Source organism: Pseudomonas sp. FSL R10-2964 (assembly GCF_009600035.1).
Taxonomy (GTDB): domain Bacteria; phylum Pseudomonadota; class Gammaproteobacteria; order Pseudomonadales; family Pseudomonadaceae; genus Aquipseudomonas; species Aquipseudomonas bubulae.
This window is the reverse complement of sequence record NZ_WIWH01000015.1, coordinates 1-18,014: the sequence shown is the minus strand read 5'-3', so window position 1 is coordinate 18,014 and position 18,014 is coordinate 1. Positions and strand designations below refer to the sequence as shown.

The window sequence follows — 18,014 nt, the reverse complement described above, 5'->3', positions numbered from 1 at the left end:
CTCACTTCCACAGTTTCCCGCTGGGGGGGGTAGTCGGTTATTCAGTGGCCGGGTTGGCCGTTTCTTTCTGTTCTTTGGCCAGGGCTTTGCGAGCACCTTCCAGGCGAGTGCCTACGCCGATGCTTTCGAAAAGCTCTTCTGCACGTTCGAAGTGCTGAATGGCTTTGGCGAAGTCGCGTTGCTCCAGTGCCAGAATCCCGATTTGCTTGTGGTAGCGCGCCGGAATGCGCTCAAACAGCTGCCATTCGCCATCGACAAAAGGCAGCAGGTCGGACAGGTACGGTTCGGGACTGCGCTTGGCCTTGTGCTCTGCCTCGCCCCAGTCGATCACCTCGTCAGCGACAAAGGTCTGGATGTCACGCTTGAAGCGCTCAGGCATTTCCTGACCCTGGCCCATGGCAAAGCGAGCCAGGCCCAAGCCTTCTTCAAACTGCACGGTGTCGAACAGCCACACCATCACCTGCATCAGCACCGGATTTGGGTGGTTAAGGCCGCTGTCGATATAGCGTTTGACGTAGTCCTGGTACTTGGGCAACAGCTCGTCACGCTTGAGCTGTTGACGGACTTCACGACTGTTGATTGCGCTGACGCGCTCCAGATCATCAGCCAGCGCAACTTCCATCAGCTTGAGGTGCTTTTGCGCATTGGCCGGGCTGGCCAGTGCCGTCGATGAGCTGTAAGGCACAGCAGCCGCCTCGACCGCCGGGCCTTGTGCGAGTACGCGCCGCTTGTGGGCCAAGGCAATGCTCATCAGATCAGCTCCAGGTTACCGGCTTCGATCGCCGCGAATTTTTCCAGCTGCTCGATCACATAGCCTTCGTTGCGGCCGTTGTAATCTTCGACGCGGGAGCGCTTCGGGTTTTCAAGCACATGACGACGCCAGCTGCTGTCCTGGAAGTACAGCGACAGGTTGTTCCAACTGGTGACAACAACGCCGGTGGATGGAAAGTGAGGAACCACGAAGGACGACAGACCACCGTAGGTCGCAATGATCTGGGCGCCTTCGATGCGCTCCTTCTCGGTCGGGGTGTCGCCTTGCTTGGCGTACAGCTTGCCCTTGTCGCTGGCCAGCAGATCGCTGCCAATGATTGCGATCAGGTCGCCCGCATCACGGAACACCGGATCGATCATCTGCTTAACGTCATGCACCAGGGCGTCAAGGTTCACGTAGTCGCCACCGACGCCCAAGGTGATCTTGCCAGCCACCTTGCCTTCCTTGAGCACCTGCGCCGGGATCTGTTCACGGGCGATTTGCAGCCAGCCCTTGTTCACGTCCTGCAGCATCGGGAACGCGACGATGTCGGTTTGCAGTGCAGCGTGGGTGCCGTGGAAACCGATCATGATCCGATCGAGCGCGATCTGACGTTGCACGGCAGCGGTGTAGCGATCGGCAAAGTCCGGGAACTTGGCCCAGCTGTCGATTTTCGCAAAGGACAGACCCACATCGGACTCGGTGTGGAACAGCTCGTAACCGAGTGCAGACAGGTCGCTGAAGTCTTTGGCTTCGCGGTCGGTGGTGATGGTGTTAGTGCGGCTCGACACCGGGCCACTGACGCCCATCATCACCTTTTCGCCCTTGATTTCAGTCACCGGGACGATGTTGATTCGCCCAAGAAAGTCGGATTTCTCGGTGATGCGATCATTCAGTTCCTGGGCCACGCTGGGTTCAACAGCAAACTGACGGGCTACGTCCTGGACGTTGTACGCTTCGCCAAGATCGTCCTGCAGTAGCGCGAACTGTTCTTGTGCGTGGGCACTAAGGGAATATGAGCGTGCCATTTACACAGCTCTCCGCTTGTTGATGCGAGAGTTCACACCAGTAGTACGCACAACCGGACGGGCTTGAGCGGTATCCAGCAGCTTCGAAAACTGCTTCTCGATGCCAGCCAAACGCTGTTCCAGTTGGCTTTGGGCAGTGCCTGTAGCCTTACGTTTACGGGACATTTCGCGGTCTTTGTCCGCCTCGTCCAGAATCGTTTCGACAGACTCCTGCACGTCTTCAATCAGGGTCTGGTCGACTTCTTCGCTGACGGCTGGAACCAGCGTTTGCAGACCGGCAGCCACGATCAATAGCTGCTCAATAAGGGCTTGTGCAGCCTTGGCTGTTGCTTCATCCATTGGGATTTTGCTCTCGGTGGGGGGTGGGGTTTCGTCGGGCTTTGGCTCAATACCGAACTGCTTAAAAAGCCCTTTAAGCATGGCTGTCAGCTTTGCAAACTCGCCCTGCGGCTGATCCTCGACCAACTCACCCAGCGCAACAGACGCGGCGTAGTACGACGTTTTGTTGGTCTTGCGGGAAAAGTAGAGTTCTTGAGTGCCCAGGCTGGCCGGCTCATCCGTAACGGCAAGTCCGGTCAAATAGGCTTTGCCAGTGCCAGCGAAGTTCGGGGTGATCTCGATGCTGGTAAACAGCTTCTGGCCCAGGTCATTGAGGCGCAGCAGTTGATCGTTGGGTTTTAGCTGGGCTTCCAGAGCGATTTGGCCCGGCTCCAGATCCTCAGCGTCTTCCAGCAAACGCACTGAAAACACAGTGCCGTGGGATCCATGCCAGCGTTCGTGTTCACACCAGATAACAGCGGTGTAGCGCGACGACTTGTAGGTTTCGGCGATGTCGCGCAGTTCCTGGGGAAGGATTTCGCGACCATCAGCGGTGGTGCCGCTGGTGGCGACACGTTTCCAAACTGAAACAAGGGAACGGGGCATGGTGCTAACTGCGCTCAATCGGTGAGTTGAGACGCCACGATAGGGAGCGAAAGCCCCTCAAACAAACGGTTCCCTTGCGCGTTCCTCCTATATTCGCGATCTAGGAGAATGGCGGAACTTAACACCGCGTTTGCTGCGTTTTCGCCGCATAGACTGCGGCCCATGCTCTATTCAACCGAAGTTAAAGAAACCGCCAAACGCTTGTTTCTGCGCCGCTGCAAGGCCAAGGAAATTCAGGCACAGCTCAACCTGCCCAATATCCGGATCGTCTATTACTGGATCCGCCAGGGCGGTTGGGAGGACATGCTTTCGGATGAGGAACCGCTGACCGCGGTTGGCCGCCGAATCACCTTGATCCTGGACAAGCAGACCACGCTGACAAAAGGCGACCTGGACGAACTCGACCGCCTGACCAGCGTGCGCGAGCGTCTGCTAAAGCAGAGCGCAAAGTCGGTACCGGCCCCGATCGGGGATCAACCGGCAGAGACTGGCCAGCCCCGGGAAGGCCGACGCCGCGAACGTGGCGAACGCGCAGAAAAAGGCGGCGGCAAGCGCGAAAAAAAGATTAAGAATGATGTCAGCGGCCTGACCGAAGTGGACTTTCTGGATAAGTTCATCGGCAGCATGTACGGCTACCAGAAAGAGCTGTTCGCGGCCAAACAGAACCCGCTGGCCTGTCGTATCCGCAACATCCTCAAAAGTCGCCAGGTGGGCCTGACCTACTACTTCGCTGGCGAAGCGTTTATGGATGCCGTGCTGACCGGCGATAACCAGATATTCCTGTCGGCCAGTCGCGCCCAGTCAGAAATTTTTCGCAGCTACATTATCCAGTTTGCCCAGCAGTGGTTTGGCCTGGAGCTGACGGGTAACCCGATCCAACTGAGCAACGGCGCCGAACTGCGCTTTCTGAGCACCAACAGCAGCACCGCCCAGGGCCACCACGGCCATGTGTACGTGGATGAATACTTTTGGATTCGTGATTTCGAGAAATTGAACACGGTGGCCAGCGCCATGGCTACCCACAAAAAGTGGCGCAAGACCTACTTTTCAACGCCAAGCGCGGTCACGCACCAGGCGTACCCATTCTGGAGTGGTGAGGGCTTTCGCAACAGCAAACGCGGGAAAAAGCTCGCTGCAGACTGGCCGAAAGACACGGCGATCGCACAGGGCACGCTATGCCCGGATGGCCAGTGGCGCAAGATCATCACCATCGACGATGCCATTGCCGGTGGCTGCAACTTGTTCGACCTGGCGCAGTTGCAGCTGGAGTACGACGAGGACAAGTTTGAACAGCTGTTCCGCTGTAAATTCATCGACAGCACCATGAGCGCCTTCACCCTGTCGGATCTGGAGCGCTGCTATTCCGACCTGGCACTGTGGGCTGACTACGATCCGGATGACGCCAGACCCTACGGCAACAGTCCTGTGTGGCTGGGCTATGACCCAAGCCGTACCCGCGATGACGCCACCTGTGTGGTCATCGCTCCACCGCTGGAGCCGGGCGCCAAGTTCCGCATTCTGGAAAAACACAGTTGGCGCGGCCATTCGTTCACGTACCAGGCTGCCCAGATCAAAAAACTGACCGAGCGCTTCAACGTGCAACACATCGGTATCGATACCACCGGCATCGGATACGGCGTGTTCGACCTGGTGCGCGATTTTTACCCGCGTGCGACCTCGATCCACTACAGCCTGGAAACCAAAAACGCCCTGGTACTCAAAGCCCAGGACACGATTCAGGGCAGCCGCATCGAATGGGATGCCGGGTGGACTGACATCGCCCAGGCCTTCTTGACGATCAAGCGCGGCACCACCAACAGCGGGCAAGTCACCTACAGCGCATCGCGTACCGACGCCACCGGCCACGCCGACGTGGCCTGGGCGGTCATGCACGCCCTGCAAAACGAACCCCTCAACACCAACAAGCAGCGGCGTAGTCGCTACACACTCAGCGGATCGAACAGTAATGGCCCGGCCAAAAAAACAGCAGCAACGCAAACCAGCACGAGGGCGCACGCGAGCGTTTTCGTTCGGATCCCCGGAACAGGTACTCACCGAGAACATCGGGCAATACCTCGGCATCTTTGCCAGCGACGACGGGCGCCTGTACACGCCGCCAGTGTCGCGCCAGGGCTTGGCCAAGCTGTTGCGCGCCAACGCGCACCACGGCGCCATTCCGGGCTTCAAGCGCAACTTGCTGCTGCGTGAGTTCATCCCCTCTGAAGGTGTCAGCGTTCACACCATGCGCTGTGCTGGCCTGGACTTTATGGTCTTTGGCGAAGCCTACCTGCTCAAGCAATTCAATATGTTTGGCGAAGTCCTGGAGCTGGAACACCTGCCCGCTATCAACATGCGGGTAAAGGTCGATGGCGGGTTTGTGATGCTGTTGCCGGACGGCAAGGAAGACGAGTTTGAGCAAGACGAAGTCGTCCATATCAAAGACTACGACGTGGAACAGAACATCTACGGCGTGCCCGACTACCTGGGCGGACTGCAGGCCCTTTTACTCAACGAAGCCGCGACCCTGTTCCGCCGCCGCTACTACAGCAACGGTGCCCACGCAGGCTACATCTTCTACACCAACGACCCAAACCTGACCGAAGAAGACGAAGACGAGCTGCGCGCACAAATCACCGCGAGCAAGGGTGTGGGTAACTTCCGCTCAATGTTCGTCAACATCCCGGGCGGCGACAAAGAGGCGATCCAGATCATCCCGGTGGGCGACTTCCAGGCCAAAGACGAACTGGAGAAGGTGAAGAACATCACCCGCAACGACGTAATCGCGGCCTGGCGAATGAACCCCGCACTGGCGGGCATCATCCCGGAGAACAGCGGGGGCTTTGGGGATATTGAAAAGATCGACCGGGTCTACACCAGCAACGAGATACGCCCGATCTGCCAGCTGTTTGACCAGGTTAATGAGGTGTTGCGCGAGGATCGGCGGATAGCGTGGCGGGAAGAGGACAAAACGATAGAAAGCACTAATTAAAGCGCGGCCAGAAGCGTAAATCTGCGTCTATCGACGATACAATGGCAAATTATTGCACCCTGGGGAGGGACACAATATGCGGGTTGTTTGTAAGTGCGGGCACAAAGGGCGCATCGCTTCACGGGAAACTTTTTCAGCTGATTTTTCGAAGCTCTATTGCCAGTGCCTGGATGCAATGTGCGGGCATACCTGGGTGGCAGAACTCACGTTCTCACACACATTAAGCCCATCGGCTCAGTCATACGAAAGAATGCTGCTCGACCGTTTGCGCGAAATGCCCAAAGCCAAACAACAAGAATTATTCGCACAACTCGCATCACATGCAGTCGCTTGAACCTTAAACCGCCGACTCAAAATGTCGGCGATCGGTCACATCCCAGCGGGAAGTTAACTTTCTACAGGGGCTTCCGGATTCGTTGTCAGAGCCTCAATTACTCGTTTCATCTGCAACTGATCCTGCTCACTCAACTGGCGGTAAAGACTGATCAAATTCAGCTCCATTACCGTGAGTTCCTGCGATTCAAGCTCAAGCGCTTGTGCAAGGCCGCTATGGTTTTTTACGTGATCCAACATGCTAACTACTCCATAAAGTGCATTGCTGAATCGACGTTATCGGGAGGAGTAGCAGCTTTAGAACGGGGGGAGACGAAATTAATTAACAGACCGTGCAGCATCGTCGGCCATCGCTTTGAGAATACGGCGAATGGCTTTTTGATCGTCTTCGGGAATGCTCTGGTACTGCTGGAGAATGGAGTGCTCCACCTCACTCAGGGAATCGCTCGTAGGTGTCGTGCGCACGCCATTGAGGATGTACGGAATATCAAAACCCAGCTGGCTGGCTGCCATGCTCAGGTAAGAAGCAGTGGGATCACTTGCCCCTGACTCGTAGTTTCCTTGGGTACGTTTTGATACGCCGAGCTTTTCCGCAAGTTGGTCTTGAGTCAGGCCGGTCTGTGAACGCAGCTCACGCAAACGCGCCCCAATTTCTTCAGATAGAGTCAATTTATTTCCACTCACATATTTACAATGGCAGTTTTTTGCCACATCCTGCGCTTGTCATCACACGAAAACGCAAGGAATTGCACTATGCCCAACACCACTACCAACGAGCAAGCGCGGAAACAGGCTCGCGAAGCCCTGGAGAAGCGTGGCCAGTCAGCGAAGAACTTCGCTGTTTTGCACAACCTGAACCCTAGCACCGTTTACGCAGTACTGAGTGGCCAGAGCCTTTGTCGTCGTGGGGAAGCACATCGCGCTGCCGTATTACTCGGCATCAAAGACGGCGTGATCGCACAGTAATAGCACTGCGTAACGGGGGAAAGTAGAAGATGAAAGGCCAAGTTTTAAAAACGCGCAGACAGGTTATGCGACTGGTAATCCTGGCTTACCCAGGTGGCCGGGAGTGCGCCTCTGCCCGCCTGGGTTTTGAAGACATCAAGCAGTTTGACAACCACCTGTATGAGAACAGCCGCCCCCTGACCGAGTCGCAAATATTTCAACTTGAACAGGACACAGGCACCACTCACTTTCCCGAATACATCGCTGGCATGTACGGCGGAATGTTCGTCCCGGTCGCGCAGCCTGAGTCTCTCGACAATTTGGAGATGTACACCATGTGCGTAAAGACAGCAGCCAAGCGCGGGACTGTAGACCAGATCATTGCCCAAGCCCTTGAAGACGGCGTAATCGATCAAGGCGAAGCAGACGCCATCCTTAAAGCCGAAAGCCTGCACATGGCCGCACGCCATGCAGAGGTACTAGCTGTCATTCAGTTGCACGCAAAACGGCCCATATCGACCGTTTCTTGATAGCCCAATAGAACCACCAACCCAATAACCGCCTGCCCCACACCCAGTGGGTTTGGGTGAGCTGCGCCCAAAATCGAGGTTTTACGATGGGAAACGCCGTAATTGTCACCACCCAACTGCCTCCTGCAGAGGCCGAAGCGCTGCTTATGGCCCTGCGTGAACAGTACCGCTCAAACCTCAATGAACACTGGTATGCCGACCAATTCCGCTTGATCTCGGACGGTCTGCGCCACGGGGCAATCCTCGCCCACGTCCCGGTAATGGCTGCACAAAAACGCCTGATGGCAGCCCTATCACTCAGCCTTAAATCAGTGAAGTAACCATGAGAGAAGATCTGCGCTACGACATCCTGCAGCGACTTGAGGCTGACTATGGCCTGAAACATCGCCCAGGCACTCAATACATGCGCGGGGGCGTTTGCCCTAGCTGCAACCACAAGGACAAGCTGCTGTACGCCCGCCACGATGAACCCTGGATGATCATTTGCGGGCGACCTGAAAAGTGCAAATTCACAATGCATGTGAAGGAGATTTACAAAGACCTTTTTGAGAACTGGAGCAAACGGGTACCCGCAACAAGCGACAACCCAAATGCAACAGCGCGGGCTTATTTGGAGTTTGCCCGCGGCTTTCAAATCGAGCGGATTAATGGGTGGTTCACTCAGGATTCGTTCTACTCCGACAAGCTCAATGCCGGCAGCGCCACGGTTCGTTTCCCTTTGGACAAAGGGGGATATTGGGAACGTCTGATTGACCGGGCGGATCGCTTCGGAAATATGAAGGCCCGCTTCAAAAAAGGCGAAAGCCCAAGCGGCGGTTGGTGGTGCCCGCCATCGGTAGACCTGGTCAACGTCAAGGAGCTGTGGATCGTCGAAGGGATCTTTGACGCCATTGCCCTGGAACACAACGGCATAGCGGCAGTATCCGCCATGTCCAACAACAACTTCCCGGTGGATGCGTTAAAGGAGCTGTCGCGGCAGCGCGGCGGCAAATTGCCAACCCTCGTCTGGGCTTTGGATAACGAGCCTGAAACGCGCCGGTATGTCAGAAAGTGGGTAAAACAGTCCCGTGAAATGGGATTCAACTGTAAAGCGTCCTTGATCCCGCAACCCGGCCGCAAAGTCGACTGGAACGACCTGCACCAACGCTGGCATTTTGAAACCGACGAGTCTAAGCGTGCTTACCGCCGCCAGCAGGATCTGGATGCGGCTCGCCATCAAGGCGATCTGTTGTTGGCTGAATCCGCCCGTGAAAAAGCGATGCTGATCTATAACCAAAAAAAGGAAGGATCCGAATTCCACTTTGATTTTGCCAACCGCCTGTACTGGGCGAAGTTTGATCTGCACAAGCTCGATGAGGAACAACGTGAACTCCTCAACAGCGATGACCATGACGACCAGCTTCTGAACGCAAAGGCAGCCCGACAAAAAGCGTTGGATAGCGCTTGCTCGTTGAAGCAGTTGGCGAACTGCACTTTTGAAACGCTCTACAAGCAACTAAACGAAGCGACTGGTGAGGCGTGGTATTACGTCCGCATCAATCCGCACGGTGATGCTCCAAGCGAAAAGATCACTTTCACCCTGAAACAGTTTTCATCGAGCACCGAGTTTAAAGCCCGTCTTCTCTACTCCAGCTCCACATGGCTGGGTGCCCAAAAGCACCTTGACCAGATTTCAATGAAGCAAATTGAAGGTATCAAAACCGTAGAGACAATCGACTTTGTTGGGTACAGCAAAGAACATCAGGCTTACATTTTCAATGGTCTTGCCTGTCATAACGGTGTCGTTTACCAAGTCAATTCCGACGATTACTTTGAGTTCGGCAAGCGCCGGGTTAAATGCCTGGTCAAGAACGTAAAAATCAATCCGAAGGCAACCAACAAAGGCTATCGCGATGACTGGCTGGCCAAGCTGTGGCTGTGCTTCGGCGAAAAGGGACTGGCTGCACTGACGTTTTGGTTTGGTTCGCTGTTCTCAGAACAGATCAGGGCACAGTACGAAAGCTTCCCGTTCCTGGAGGCCACTGGCGAACCGGACGCGGGTAAGACCACGTTGATTATGTTCCTGTGGAAACTCTTCGGGCGGCCCCACTACGAAGGCTTCGACCCAATGAAAGGTACTGCGTCAGGCCGTAGTCGTGCGATGGGCCAGGTCGCAGGGATGCCGGTCGTGTTTATCGAAGGGGATCGCGACAACGACGCATCGAATAACAAATCGTTCGATATGAACGAGCTAAAAGACTTCTTCGGTGGCGGCCTGCTGGGTACCCGTGGTGTGAAAAACAACACCAATGAAACCTATGAGCCTGAGTTCCGCGCAGCAATCGCAATCTGCCAAAACGCTCCCGTCACTGGCAATGAAGCGATTATGAGCCGGATCGTCAAACTGCACTTTCTCAAGCCAAAGATCACAGCCGAAAGCAGTGCGGCCGCTGATGCACTGAGTCAGATGGCGACAGACGAGGTCAGCAACTTCCTTGTTCAGGCCATCAGTCTTGAGCCACAGATTATGGCCAAGTTCGCCGAAACCTATCCTAAGCACCGCGAGCACCTGCGCTCGTTGCGCACGCTTAGCTCAGCTCGAATCGTCAAGAACCACAGCATGATGCTTGCACTTGTTGATTGCCTTGCCCTGGTGCTGCCATTGACCGACGCAATGATCACGAGCACCCGCGCAGAGATCATCGAAATGGCGCACGAACGCCAGTCTGCAATCGTCATGGATCCACCAGCGGTAGTCGAGTTCTGGCAGGTCTATGAGTACCTGGAGTCGCTCACCAGCGAACCGTTGGTTAACCACAGCAAGAAGCCAGACGTCATCGCGATCAACCTCAACGGCTTCGCCAAGATAGCGGCAGAACATCGTCAGAAGCTGGCAGACATCGGCACCTTGCGTCAGTTACTGCGCGAATGCCGATCGCACAAGTTGATTGATATCAATCGCACCACATCCAGCGCCATTAACAGCATCCAGCGGAAAAACAACCTGGTGAATCCCCCACCTGAGTCGGTGAGCTGCTGGCAGTTCAAAGCCTGAATTAGAAATGTGGTGTCGAGGAGTTACAGCTCCCCGACACCAACCACCACTGAGGACTACACCATGAAAGTGACAAACCAAAGCAGCAGCGAATTGAAGGCTACCACACCGGCAAGGCACCTGGTGGCCACCGCAATTATCGGAGCTGCAGTGATCGGTTACCTGGTACACAAAACACCAGAGGCACGTGTGCGCCTGGAAAGCTTGAGCAGCATGGCCCAGACCTTGGGCGAGCTATCGGAACGGGATGCTGCCGTAGTTGCGCAGTTACTCGCTAAATCCATGTCCCTGGGAGCTAACTAATGACTGACTCACGCGCTCAAGACAAGTTTGTAATCCGGTTACCCGACGGTCTTCGTCCTGAAATTGCCACCGTCGCCTATAGAAACCAACGAAGCATGAACGGAGAAATAATCCATCGACTGGAACGCTCGCTCGCCTTGGAACTGGTGCTCGATCAGAAGAACAAGGTTATTGCCCAACTGCTAACTCGCATTGCTGAACTGGAAACCGGGAATTGAAAACTCTGTTTGTTCTGATGGCCCAATACGATGCCCAAGTGGTGATCCCTTTGCATAAGGTCTGCACGGATTACTTTACCCACCTGACCACCAATATGTTTGAGCGCAAGGTGATGGCCGGGCTGATTAAAATCCCCATCACTCGGATGGAGGCCAGCCAGAAAAGTGCCAAGGGCATTCATATCTCGGATCTTTCTGAGTACCTGGACAGCCAGCGCGCTGCAGCGATGAAGGAGAGTCAGCAGCTCAACAGCGCACCTCGTAGGGGTTAAATCACTTTAAGGTCAGGGCGCCCAACTTCACGGGCGCCTTTACCACAATATCCAACCACTTCCAGTTTGCATAAGCGTCCCCCCGTCCACGCAGGTGGGTATAGCGACGCATCGAGTTCCAGTCGCGGTGCCCCGATACGCTGGCCACCCTCGGTATATCCCAATCCATTTCAAACAAGCGACTGACACCCTCATGGCGCAGGTCGTGAAAGTGCAGATCGATGATCCCCAAAAACTTGCAGGCCCGTGTCCAGGATGCGGAAGTTGATTCAGCACTGTAGGGAAAAATCACGTCAACGGTCTTTGGCATTGACTGCAGGATGGCCAATGCTTCAGGCGGTAGATGACACCACACATCATTGCCTATCTTCTGCCCGGGATTCTTCATATCTCGCACCAGGACTCTACTCCCCTCCGCGTCCAGATCCGCCCACTTGATCCGGGTGATCTCTTCCTGACGCCGAGTCGAGAACAAGGCAAACGCTGTCATCTTGAGCATATTGATCGAAGTCGGGCGCCTGTCCTGAATCGATTGGAAGTACTCCAGCAGCCTATCCAGCTCATCCAGAGTCGGGCGGCGGTCACGTTCACGGCTGCGCATGTTGTAGCCCAACTTGCGCAAGACTTTGCGGGCATTGCCCATTACTTGAGGGTCGACCTCATAGCCCCATGCCGGGCGCGCAATCGAAAGCACAGCCCCAAGGTGCGCCAAATCATTGCCAGCGGTCTGAGGCAGCACCCCGCCGCCCTCTGGCCCCATTCGCCAGACCGCGTACTCAACCAGAATCTGGCAGTTCAAGTCCTGGTCACTCACCGCGCCCAGGTAGGACTCGCTGATAGCTTTGAGTGTGGCCAGCTTGGTTTTTCCCAGGCCACGGGCTTTTTCCATTTCGACCATGTATCGATCGATCATTTCCTTAACCGTGGCGCCTATCCGGTTTGCCCGCTCGATCGCGCCGGGTTGATCCAGTTCGGCTTCACGCTTGCGAACCCATGCTTGGGCGGCCTGTTTACGGGCGAAAGTCTGGCTCTCTTGATAGACTTGCGCCCCTTCACGAATCAGGCGTATTTGAGCCGTGTAACTGGTGCTGCCGTCGGTGCGTTTACGTGCTCTGATCGTGGCCATGGTCAACTGGTACAATTCGAAATTGAGATGGTACATTGTACCAGTGACATGCAAAAAACGCCCTTTTACCCCCTAAAACACGCCTTAAACACGTAGAGCAAAATGGTAGAAAAATCAGCTACAAACCCCGTAAATAAAGGCTCTGCGGTGTCCAGGCGCTTTAGCGTGGCACCTATGATGGACTGGACAGATCGCCACTGTCGGTTTTTTCTGCGTCTGCTATCCAAAAACGCCTTGCTGTACACCGAAATGGTCACTACGGGTGCGCTGATTAATGGTGATGCCGAGCGCTTCTTGCGTCATGACGAGTCTGAGCATCCGCTGGCCTTGCAGCTGGGAGGGAGTGTTCCGGCTGACTTGGCCGTTTGCGCACGCATGGCTCAGGATGCAGGGTATGACGAGGTGAACCTGAATGTCGGCTGCCCCAGCGATCGGGTGCAGAACAATATGATCGGTGCCTGCCTGATGGCGCATCCGGCGCTGGTGGCCGATTGTGTCAAGGCCATGCGCGATGCGGTCGCTATCCCTGTCACGGTCAAGCATCGTATCGGCATCAACGGCCGCGATAGCTATGCACAACTGTGCGATTTCGTCGGTACGGTTCGTGATGCAGGCTGCACCAGTTTCACCGTGCATGCGCGTATTGCCATTCTCGAAGGGCTGTCGCCTAAAGAAAACCGCGATATCCCGCCTCTGCGCTATGACGTTGCCGCGCAGTTGAAAACCGATTTCCCTGAACTGGAGATCATTCTCAACGGCGGGATCAAGACCCTCGAGCAATGCCAGGAACATTTACAGGTGTTTGATGGTGTGATGCTCGGCCGCGAGGCCTATCACAACCCGTATATTCTGGCCGAGGTCGATCAACGTCTGTTTGGCAGTTCTGCCCCTGTCATTTCGCGGGTAGAGGCGCTCACGCTGTTGCGGCCTTATATCGCAGCGCATATAGCCTCTGGTGGTTCAATGCACCATATCACGCGTCATATTTTGGGGCTGGGCCAGGGGTTCCCTGGCGCCAGGCGCTTTCGTCAACTGCTGTCGGTGGATATCCATAAGGCCAAGGACCCGTTGGCATTACTGGATCAGGCCGCAGAACTGCTGGTAGGCCGCTGAAACCAGCGCAATAGCGCCGGCGCAAGGTACACAAAGGCCTGCATGAGACTTCTCATGCAGGCCTTTGTTTTTTTGCACCACTATTGCGTTACTTCGACACAGGCATAACTGTCGGCATTGTCGATATCGCCCTTGCCCGCGTAACGGGCGACCTGCGGCCAGGCACATAGCGGGCGGGTGCGCACAACCTTGCCGTCTTCAATTTTCGAAGCGACGATGCGCTGCGGTGCTACGCCGTGCTCCACCCAATTGTCGATAATGGCCAACTTGTCAAAGGTGTCGCAGCCCGCACCGCCGTAACAATGGCCCATGCCCGGGATCAGAAACAGCCGGGCCGAGGCCCGGGCCGCCTTGCCCGAATCGCGCAGCAGTGACTGGTAGTAGTCGATCAGCTCCTGGCCGTTATGAAAATCGTTCCAGCCCACATAAAGCAGTAGCTTTGCCCCCCGGTCGAAAAATGCCGTGAGGTTGGAGTCAACGTGCAACAAGGGCCCGAGCCTGTTCACAGCCTCATTCACGGTCTTGTCCCAGTCCATGGTCGTCCAGTCCCAGTCCGGATCCTGGAAAGCTGCGTACTTGAACAGGTCCAGGGCCACCGGGAACGCTTGGCCATCGACAAAATCACCGAGCAGGTTTTCATTGCCCTTGGCCACGCCAGGAAAGATCACTTCCCCGGTACGCGGGTTGATCGGCCCTCGATAGAGCTGCTGCATCAGCTCTACCTGCCCCGCCGTCAGGCAGTCGGCTGTCTCGGTGCCTTTGCACTGCAATTGTTCAGGCTCAAAATCGCAATGCTGCGGGTCGTCGATAAACCCCTGCTTGAGGCCAATGGGCGTGGCGCAGGCCTTGAGCGCCGCCTTGCTGACCATCTCGAGCTTGGCCTTGGTCATGTTCACATCGCGGTGGCGACCGAGCAACCAGCCGGGCCAGAGCTGGGCGGCATTGAACTTGACCAGCGGGTTGGGCGGCGCACCGGCGACGATACCATCGTAGTCATCGGGAAAGCGCCTGGCTTCGATCAGACCTTCAAGGCCGCCCAGCGAACAGCCTATCCAGTACGCCCGGCTGGCCGGTTTTCCGTAGTAGGCCTTGATCAGTTCCTTGGCATGTACCGTCATCAGGTGGTCGGCGCGCCAGGCATAATCGATCAGTTTTTCCGGGTGGCCCAGGGCGAACTGCCCGCCCTTGCCTTCTTCAGTACCGCTGTCGTGTCCGGTATCGGTCGCTGCCGTGGCGTAGCCCTGCTCAAGCCCGGCGAGCATGGCCGGGTACATCATCGCTCCGCCCCAGCCAAAACTGCCGACACCCAGTAACTTGCCGTTCCAGCCATTGAGCGGCAACCAGACTTCGATCTTGATATCTGAATCGCTGCTGGGCCTGAGTGTGGCAGCAACCCTGCAAAAGGCCGGGTTTGGCCCGACTGCGGGGCGCCCTGCCGGGTTCATGCCGGAGAAACTCCCCAATCGGGTCAGCGGGTTTTGCGGCATTGGGTACTGCCCGGGGGCAATGGCCTCGGCCACGGTGATGGTCGCATCGGGCAAGGCCCTGGCGGCCAAGGCGCTGCAGGTGTCTTCGGCATGGGCTTGCGCTGCCATAGCCAGGGTCAGCAAGCTGACGGCTGCGTACCAGAGAAACGGGCGTAGTGCTGAACATGGGTGATTAATTTGCATATCCCTGCCTTCGGATCACGCTCAAGAACAGACGCTGCGCGGTGGGTGCACTACCACGACCTTAGTTGCAGGATAAAGAAGGTCAAGGTGCAACTGGCTGTTTCAAGCTGACTGGTGATCCGTGTAGCGCCCGCAACTGCTCGGCGTGCGAAGCCGCAACAGCGGGCCGACCGCCAGATCACTCCCACGTGCAAGGCCGCAGGCACCCCATGGCCATGGCCACCAGGCTATCGAGCAGCGCCCTGGATTCAAGCTGGTCTGGCATGTCTTCCAGTACCGAGCGGATAACACTGCGCAGCCCCTGCCCGAGCAGGTAAGCGGCCATGGCCGGGTGTTGCGTGGATATTTCATCTTCATACAACTGCAGCAGCGGCAACCAGGTCGCTTCGATAAATTCCCCGGTGGTGGTATATGGCCCGCGCCACATGCCCAGGTGCAAGGCCGAGTGATAGCGCAAATGAAACACCTTGTTCAGCCTGAACAAGCGTGTTTCGACGCGAATGATGTTGGCCAGAATTTGTTCCAGCGCCGACTTCAGGGGCACGCCAATCAACTTTTCCCGCACCTTCAGCAACTGCTCGGACTCTTCGTCGAGCACACGCTCGTACAGCAAAGCCACGATGGCGTCCTTGCTGGGAAAATACTGGTAGATCGAGCCGACCGCGACACCAGATACCTCGGCGATGCGGGCGACCGTCAGCGCCGCCTCTCCTGCTTCATCCAGAATCTGCAGGCAGGCTTGCTCAACAGCATCGACCAGTGCCCGTGAGCGGGATTGCACCGGCCGCTTGCGCAGCGCAGGCATCAGACCCTTTGTATTGTCATCGGCTGGCTTGCTCATGGGAACCCGAGCGGAGTATTTTTTGCTGTTCTTAATTTCAGATATTTTCCTTTTTTATCATTAGGTTAAATACGCAATCAGATGCCCGCAGAATGCGAATATCTCAACCCTGATGACGTCAGTATGATCTTTGGAGACGCTCGGACATCGTCCAAACGTGTAGTGATACGCCCTCTATAAGATCGGATATTTCAGCCTGCCGGGAGATTGCCCATGCCTTCACCACTCACCCTCCAGCCCCTTGGCCCACACCTGGGCGCCGAAGTGCTTGACCTGGATCCTGCCACTGTTTTTCAGCCGCAAACCCTGGCGGCACTGGAAGCCGCGCTGGTCAAACATGAAGCCCTGGTACTGCACGCCCCATGGCTACAGCCAGAACAACACCTGGCCATTGCACGATATTTCGGCGAGCCCGAAGTTCACACGTTCTATCCCAACCTGGGCGCAGGCTTTGAACAGATCACCGTGATCGACTCCAGGCTGGGTGACCGGGCGGATATGTGGCACCACGACGAGAGCTTCCTGCCCGACCCGCCGATTGTCACCATGACCCACGCCCAGATCCTTCCCCCCTGTGGCGGCGATACGTGCTGGATCAGCATGACCACGGCCTATGACAGCCTGTCCGGGCGTATGCAGCACTACCTCGACGGGCTCAGCGCCTGGCACGACATGAACGGGCCCATGACGGCAGCGCTGCGCCAGAGCGTCGTCAGCCATGAGCGCTATGCCGAGGTCGTGCAGATGAACCGCCGCCACCTGCACCCGCTGGTGATCCAGCACCCGGTGTCCGGTCGCAAAGCCCTGTATCTGAGCCCGACCTACACCACCCATATCGAAGGTATGGCCCCCTCTGAAAGCGACGCGATCCTGGACTATCTGCACGCGCACTGCCAGCACGTGCAATTCGGGTTTCGCCATCGCTGGCGTGTCGGTGACATGGTGCTCTGGGACAACCGAAGCGTGTTGCACAACGCCATTCTGGACTACCAACCCCATCAACGGCGCATGCAGCGCACCTCGGTATTCGCCCGCGAACCCTTGCAGGCGTGAGTTCTGAAGGAACATTCACGGATCACAACCGCTGCAGAGGAGCACACCAGAATGATGAACGATGAACTTAATCACGACCTCCTGGCCCGCTACATTCCCAGGCCAGGCCGGTATGCACTGTTGCCCGAACTGACTGCGCACCAACGCGTGGCGCTGCTGTGCCGGGTGCTGTATCGAGAGGGTTATAACGACCATATTGCCGGTCATGTCACCGTCAAGCAGGACGATGGCACCTATTTGGCCAACCCCTGGGAGCTCACCTGGGGCGAAGTAACCGCCTCGGACATCCTGCGCCTCGACCAGACCGGCAAGGTCATCGAAGGCGAATGGAACATCACCCCGGCGATCAACCTGCATATGGATTTACATGCCGCGCGCCATGATGTTGAGGTGGTCATCCATAACCACCCGCGCTGGGCAGGCGTCTGGTCAGCCGCGGGGCGCATCCCGCCGGTTTACGACCAGACCTCCGCCCTGGTTGATAGCGACCCGGTGCTCTACGACGAATATCGCGGTACCGTCGAGGACACCGTCCTCGGCCGCGCCGTAGTGACGGCACTGGGAGCCCAGAAATGGGCCATGCTCGCCAACCACGGTGTGCTAGTGGTCGCCAATGGCATTCGCCAGGCCCATTTGCGCGCGATCACACTGGAGTGGCGCAGCCGCCTGGCCTGGCATGTCGAGGCACTCGGTGGCGGCGCGCCGCTTCCTGCCCATGTCGCCCTCGCCACTGGAGAGCGCACCGATGCCAACGGTTTCCCGTTTCTGTGGGAAGCCATGGCACGGGAAGAAATCTGAATCGCCCCAGGTTTCCTAGACACTCTCCAGGCTCGCTGCGTAACGCTTTTCAAACTCTACCGGTGACAGCTGATTGTTGAAACTGT

General features: G+C 56.7%; 21 protein-coding genes. 13 read left to right on the top strand and 8 right to left on the bottom strand.

The genetic code is table 11. The features are described 5' to 3' along the window. Window positions 1-37: 37 nt before the first annotated feature. Genes gpM through GHN92_RS10290 form a run of 3 tightly spaced genes read right to left on the bottom strand, consistent with a single transcriptional unit; the run spans window position 38 to window position 2,703 of the window. The gene (gene gpM, locus GHN92_RS10300; protein ID WP_153380042.1) at window positions 38-751 is read right to left on the bottom strand and encodes a phage terminase small subunit; all 714 of its coding nucleotides are present in this window, start codon (window positions 749-751) and stop codon (window positions 38-40) included. After that, the gene (locus GHN92_RS10295) at window positions 751-1,779 is read right to left on the bottom strand and encodes a phage major capsid protein, P2 family (RefSeq protein WP_153380040.1); all 1,029 of its coding nucleotides are present in this window, start codon (window positions 1,777-1,779) and stop codon (window positions 751-753) included. The genes gpM and GHN92_RS10295 overlap by 1 nt, the downstream gene beginning before the upstream one ends. Next, window positions 1,780-2,703: a GPO family capsid scaffolding protein gene (locus GHN92_RS10290; protein ID WP_153380038.1), complete on the bottom strand. Its 924-nt coding sequence runs from the start codon at window positions 2,701-2,703 to the stop codon at window positions 1,780-1,782. 162 nt (window positions 2,704-2,865) lie between these two features. Between GHN92_RS10290 and GHN92_RS10285 the strand changes: the two genes are divergently transcribed. From GHN92_RS10285 to GHN92_RS10275, 3 genes are all read left to right on the top strand, one after another. Then, a complete protein-coding gene (locus GHN92_RS10285; RefSeq protein WP_153380036.1) occupies window positions 2,866-4,911 on the top strand; it encodes a terminase large subunit domain-containing protein in 2,046 nt (681 codons plus the stop codon). Continuing rightward, window positions 4,838-5,692: a phage portal protein gene (locus GHN92_RS10280; protein WP_178102616.1), complete on the top strand. Its 855-nt coding sequence runs from the start codon at window positions 4,838-4,840 to the stop codon at window positions 5,690-5,692. Before GHN92_RS10285 ends, GHN92_RS10280 begins: the two co-directional genes overlap by 74 nt. A gap of 76 nt (window positions 5,693-5,768) precedes the next feature. After that, entirely contained in the window at window positions 5,769-6,026 is a 258-nt protein-coding gene (locus GHN92_RS10275) for an ogr/Delta-like zinc finger family protein (RefSeq protein ID WP_153380032.1), read from the top strand. A 53-nt stretch (window positions 6,027-6,079) separates the two neighbouring features. Here the strand turns inward: GHN92_RS10275 and GHN92_RS10270 are convergent, their stop codons facing one another. Beyond that, window positions 6,080-6,265 carry a hypothetical protein gene (locus GHN92_RS10270; RefSeq protein WP_153380030.1) on the bottom strand — a complete coding sequence of 62 codons (186 nt, stop codon included), beginning with the start codon at window positions 6,263-6,265 and terminating at the stop codon, window positions 6,080-6,082. A gap of 78 nt (window positions 6,266-6,343) precedes the next feature. Continuing rightward, window positions 6,344-6,694 carry a helix-turn-helix domain-containing protein gene (locus tag GHN92_RS10265; RefSeq protein ID WP_153380028.1) on the bottom strand — a complete coding sequence of 117 codons (351 nt, stop codon included), beginning with the start codon at window positions 6,692-6,694 and terminating at the stop codon, window positions 6,344-6,346. A gap of 84 nt (window positions 6,695-6,778) precedes the next feature. Here GHN92_RS10265 and GHN92_RS10260 point away from each other — a divergent pair, with 84 nt between their 5' ends. The 7 genes from GHN92_RS10260 to GHN92_RS10230 all read left to right on the top strand — a co-directional run bounded on the left by GHN92_RS10260 (window position 6,779) and on the right by GHN92_RS10230 (window position 11,327). Beyond that, window positions 6,779-6,991, top strand: coding sequence for a DNA-binding protein (locus GHN92_RS10260; protein ID WP_153380026.1), 213 nt, complete (start codon window positions 6,779-6,781; stop codon window positions 6,989-6,991). Between the two features lie 29 nt (window positions 6,992-7,020). Continuing rightward, the gene (locus GHN92_RS10255; RefSeq protein WP_153380024.1) at window positions 7,021-7,500 is read left to right on the top strand and encodes a YmfL family putative regulatory protein; all 480 of its coding nucleotides are present in this window, start codon (window positions 7,021-7,023) and stop codon (window positions 7,498-7,500) included. A gap of 86 nt (window positions 7,501-7,586) precedes the next feature. After that, on the top strand, window positions 7,587-7,820 hold the full coding sequence (locus GHN92_RS10250; RefSeq protein ID WP_106117264.1) for a hypothetical protein: 234 nt from the start codon (window positions 7,587-7,589) through the stop codon (window positions 7,818-7,820). Between the two features lie 2 nt (window positions 7,821-7,822). Then, window positions 7,823-10,534: a toprim domain-containing protein gene (locus tag GHN92_RS10245; protein ID WP_153380022.1), complete on the top strand. Its 2,712-nt coding sequence runs from the start codon at window positions 7,823-7,825 to the stop codon at window positions 10,532-10,534. Between the two features lie 63 nt (window positions 10,535-10,597). Beyond that, window positions 10,598-10,837: a hypothetical protein gene (locus GHN92_RS10240; protein WP_153380020.1), complete on the top strand. Its 240-nt coding sequence runs from the start codon at window positions 10,598-10,600 to the stop codon at window positions 10,835-10,837. Then, window positions 10,837-11,055: an Arc family DNA-binding protein gene (locus GHN92_RS10235; RefSeq protein WP_153380018.1), complete on the top strand. Its 219-nt coding sequence runs from the start codon at window positions 10,837-10,839 to the stop codon at window positions 11,053-11,055. Before GHN92_RS10240 ends, GHN92_RS10235 begins: the two co-directional genes overlap by 1 nt. Continuing rightward, on the top strand, window positions 11,052-11,327 hold the full coding sequence (locus GHN92_RS10230; RefSeq protein ID WP_153380016.1) for a pyocin activator PrtN family protein: 276 nt from the start codon (window positions 11,052-11,054) through the stop codon (window positions 11,325-11,327). The genes GHN92_RS10235 and GHN92_RS10230 overlap by 4 nt, the downstream gene beginning before the upstream one ends. A gap of 1 nt (window position 11,328) precedes the next feature. Here the strand turns inward: GHN92_RS10230 and GHN92_RS10225 are convergent, their stop codons facing one another. Then, window positions 11,329-12,453 (bottom strand): site-specific integrase, encoded by a 1,125-nt coding sequence (locus GHN92_RS10225; protein WP_153380014.1) that lies wholly within the window; start codon window positions 12,451-12,453, stop codon window positions 11,329-11,331. Window positions 12,454-12,555: 102 nt separating this feature from the next. Between GHN92_RS10225 and dusA the strand changes: the two genes are divergently transcribed. Next, window positions 12,556-13,566 carry a tRNA dihydrouridine(20/20a) synthase DusA gene (gene dusA / locus GHN92_RS10220; protein ID WP_153380012.1) on the top strand — a complete coding sequence of 337 codons (1,011 nt, stop codon included), beginning with the start codon at window positions 12,556-12,558 and terminating at the stop codon, window positions 13,564-13,566. Between the two features lie 80 nt (window positions 13,567-13,646). Here dusA and GHN92_RS10215 read toward each other — a convergent pair whose 3' ends face one another. Together GHN92_RS10215 and GHN92_RS10210 are read right to left on the bottom strand one after the other, a co-directional pair. Continuing rightward, a complete protein-coding gene (locus GHN92_RS10215; RefSeq protein WP_153380010.1) occupies window positions 13,647-15,236 on the bottom strand; it encodes a tannase/feruloyl esterase family alpha/beta hydrolase in 1,590 nt (529 codons plus the stop codon). Between the two features lie 178 nt (window positions 15,237-15,414). Further along, window positions 15,415-16,077 (bottom strand): TetR/AcrR family transcriptional regulator, encoded by a 663-nt coding sequence (locus GHN92_RS10210; RefSeq protein ID WP_095018467.1) that lies wholly within the window; start codon window positions 16,075-16,077, stop codon window positions 15,415-15,417. A gap of 213 nt (window positions 16,078-16,290) precedes the next feature. Here GHN92_RS10210 and GHN92_RS10205 point away from each other — a divergent pair, with 213 nt between their 5' ends. After that, window positions 16,291-17,130, top strand: a complete 840-nt coding sequence (locus GHN92_RS10205; RefSeq protein WP_095021135.1) for a TauD/TfdA family dioxygenase — start codon at window positions 16,291-16,293, stop codon at window positions 17,128-17,130. 51 nt (window positions 17,131-17,181) lie between these two features. After that, on the top strand, window positions 17,182-17,928 hold the full coding sequence (locus GHN92_RS10200; RefSeq protein WP_153380008.1) for a class II aldolase/adducin family protein: 747 nt from the start codon (window positions 17,182-17,184) through the stop codon (window positions 17,926-17,928). Window positions 17,929-18,014 lie beyond the last annotated feature (86 nt).

What these genes read in the sequence shown, in the direction of transcription:
- gpM (WP_153380042.1), bottom strand. Translation starts at nt 751, where the DNA reads ATGAGCATTGCCTTGGCCCACAAGCGGCGCGTACTCGCACAAGGCCCG.
- GHN92_RS10295 (WP_153380040.1), bottom strand. Translation starts at nt 1,779, where the DNA reads ATGGCACGCTCATATTCCCTTAGTGCCCACGCACAAGAACAGTTCGCG.
- GHN92_RS10290 (WP_153380038.1), bottom strand. Translation starts at nt 2,703, where the DNA reads ATGCCCCGTTCCCTTGTTTCAGTTTGGAAACGTGTCGCCACCAGCGGC.
- GHN92_RS10285 (WP_153380036.1), top strand. Translation starts at nt 2,866, where the DNA reads ATGCTCTATTCAACCGAAGTTAAAGAAACCGCCAAACGCTTGTTTCTG.
- GHN92_RS10275 (WP_153380032.1), top strand. Translation starts at nt 5,769, where the DNA reads ATGCGGGTTGTTTGTAAGTGCGGGCACAAAGGGCGCATCGCTTCACGG.
- GHN92_RS10270 (WP_153380030.1), bottom strand. Translation starts at nt 6,265, where the DNA reads ATGTTGGATCACGTAAAAAACCATAGCGGCCTTGCACAAGCGCTTGAG.
- GHN92_RS10260 (WP_153380026.1), top strand. Translation starts at nt 6,779, where the DNA reads ATGCCCAACACCACTACCAACGAGCAAGCGCGGAAACAGGCTCGCGAA.
- GHN92_RS10255 (WP_153380024.1), top strand. Translation starts at nt 7,021, where the DNA reads ATGAAAGGCCAAGTTTTAAAAACGCGCAGACAGGTTATGCGACTGGTA.
- GHN92_RS10250 (WP_106117264.1), top strand. Translation starts at nt 7,587, where the DNA reads ATGGGAAACGCCGTAATTGTCACCACCCAACTGCCTCCTGCAGAGGCC.
- GHN92_RS10245 (WP_153380022.1), top strand. Translation starts at nt 7,823, where the DNA reads ATGAGAGAAGATCTGCGCTACGACATCCTGCAGCGACTTGAGGCTGAC.
- GHN92_RS10240 (WP_153380020.1), top strand. Translation starts at nt 10,598, where the DNA reads ATGAAAGTGACAAACCAAAGCAGCAGCGAATTGAAGGCTACCACACCG.
- GHN92_RS10235 (WP_153380018.1), top strand. Translation starts at nt 10,837, where the DNA reads ATGACTGACTCACGCGCTCAAGACAAGTTTGTAATCCGGTTACCCGAC.
- GHN92_RS10225 (WP_153380014.1), bottom strand. Translation starts at nt 12,453, where the DNA reads ATGGCCACGATCAGAGCACGTAAACGCACCGACGGCAGCACCAGTTAC.
- dusA (WP_153380012.1), top strand. Translation starts at nt 12,556, where the DNA reads ATGGTAGAAAAATCAGCTACAAACCCCGTAAATAAAGGCTCTGCGGTG.
- GHN92_RS10215 (WP_153380010.1), bottom strand. Translation starts at nt 15,236, where the DNA reads ATGCAAATTAATCACCCATGTTCAGCACTACGCCCGTTTCTCTGGTAC.
- GHN92_RS10210 (WP_095018467.1), bottom strand. Translation starts at nt 16,077, where the DNA reads ATGAGCAAGCCAGCCGATGACAATACAAAGGGTCTGATGCCTGCGCTG.
- GHN92_RS10205 (WP_095021135.1), top strand. Translation starts at nt 16,291, where the DNA reads ATGCCTTCACCACTCACCCTCCAGCCCCTTGGCCCACACCTGGGCGCC.
- GHN92_RS10200 (WP_153380008.1), top strand. Translation starts at nt 17,182, where the DNA reads ATGATGAACGATGAACTTAATCACGACCTCCTGGCCCGCTACATTCCC.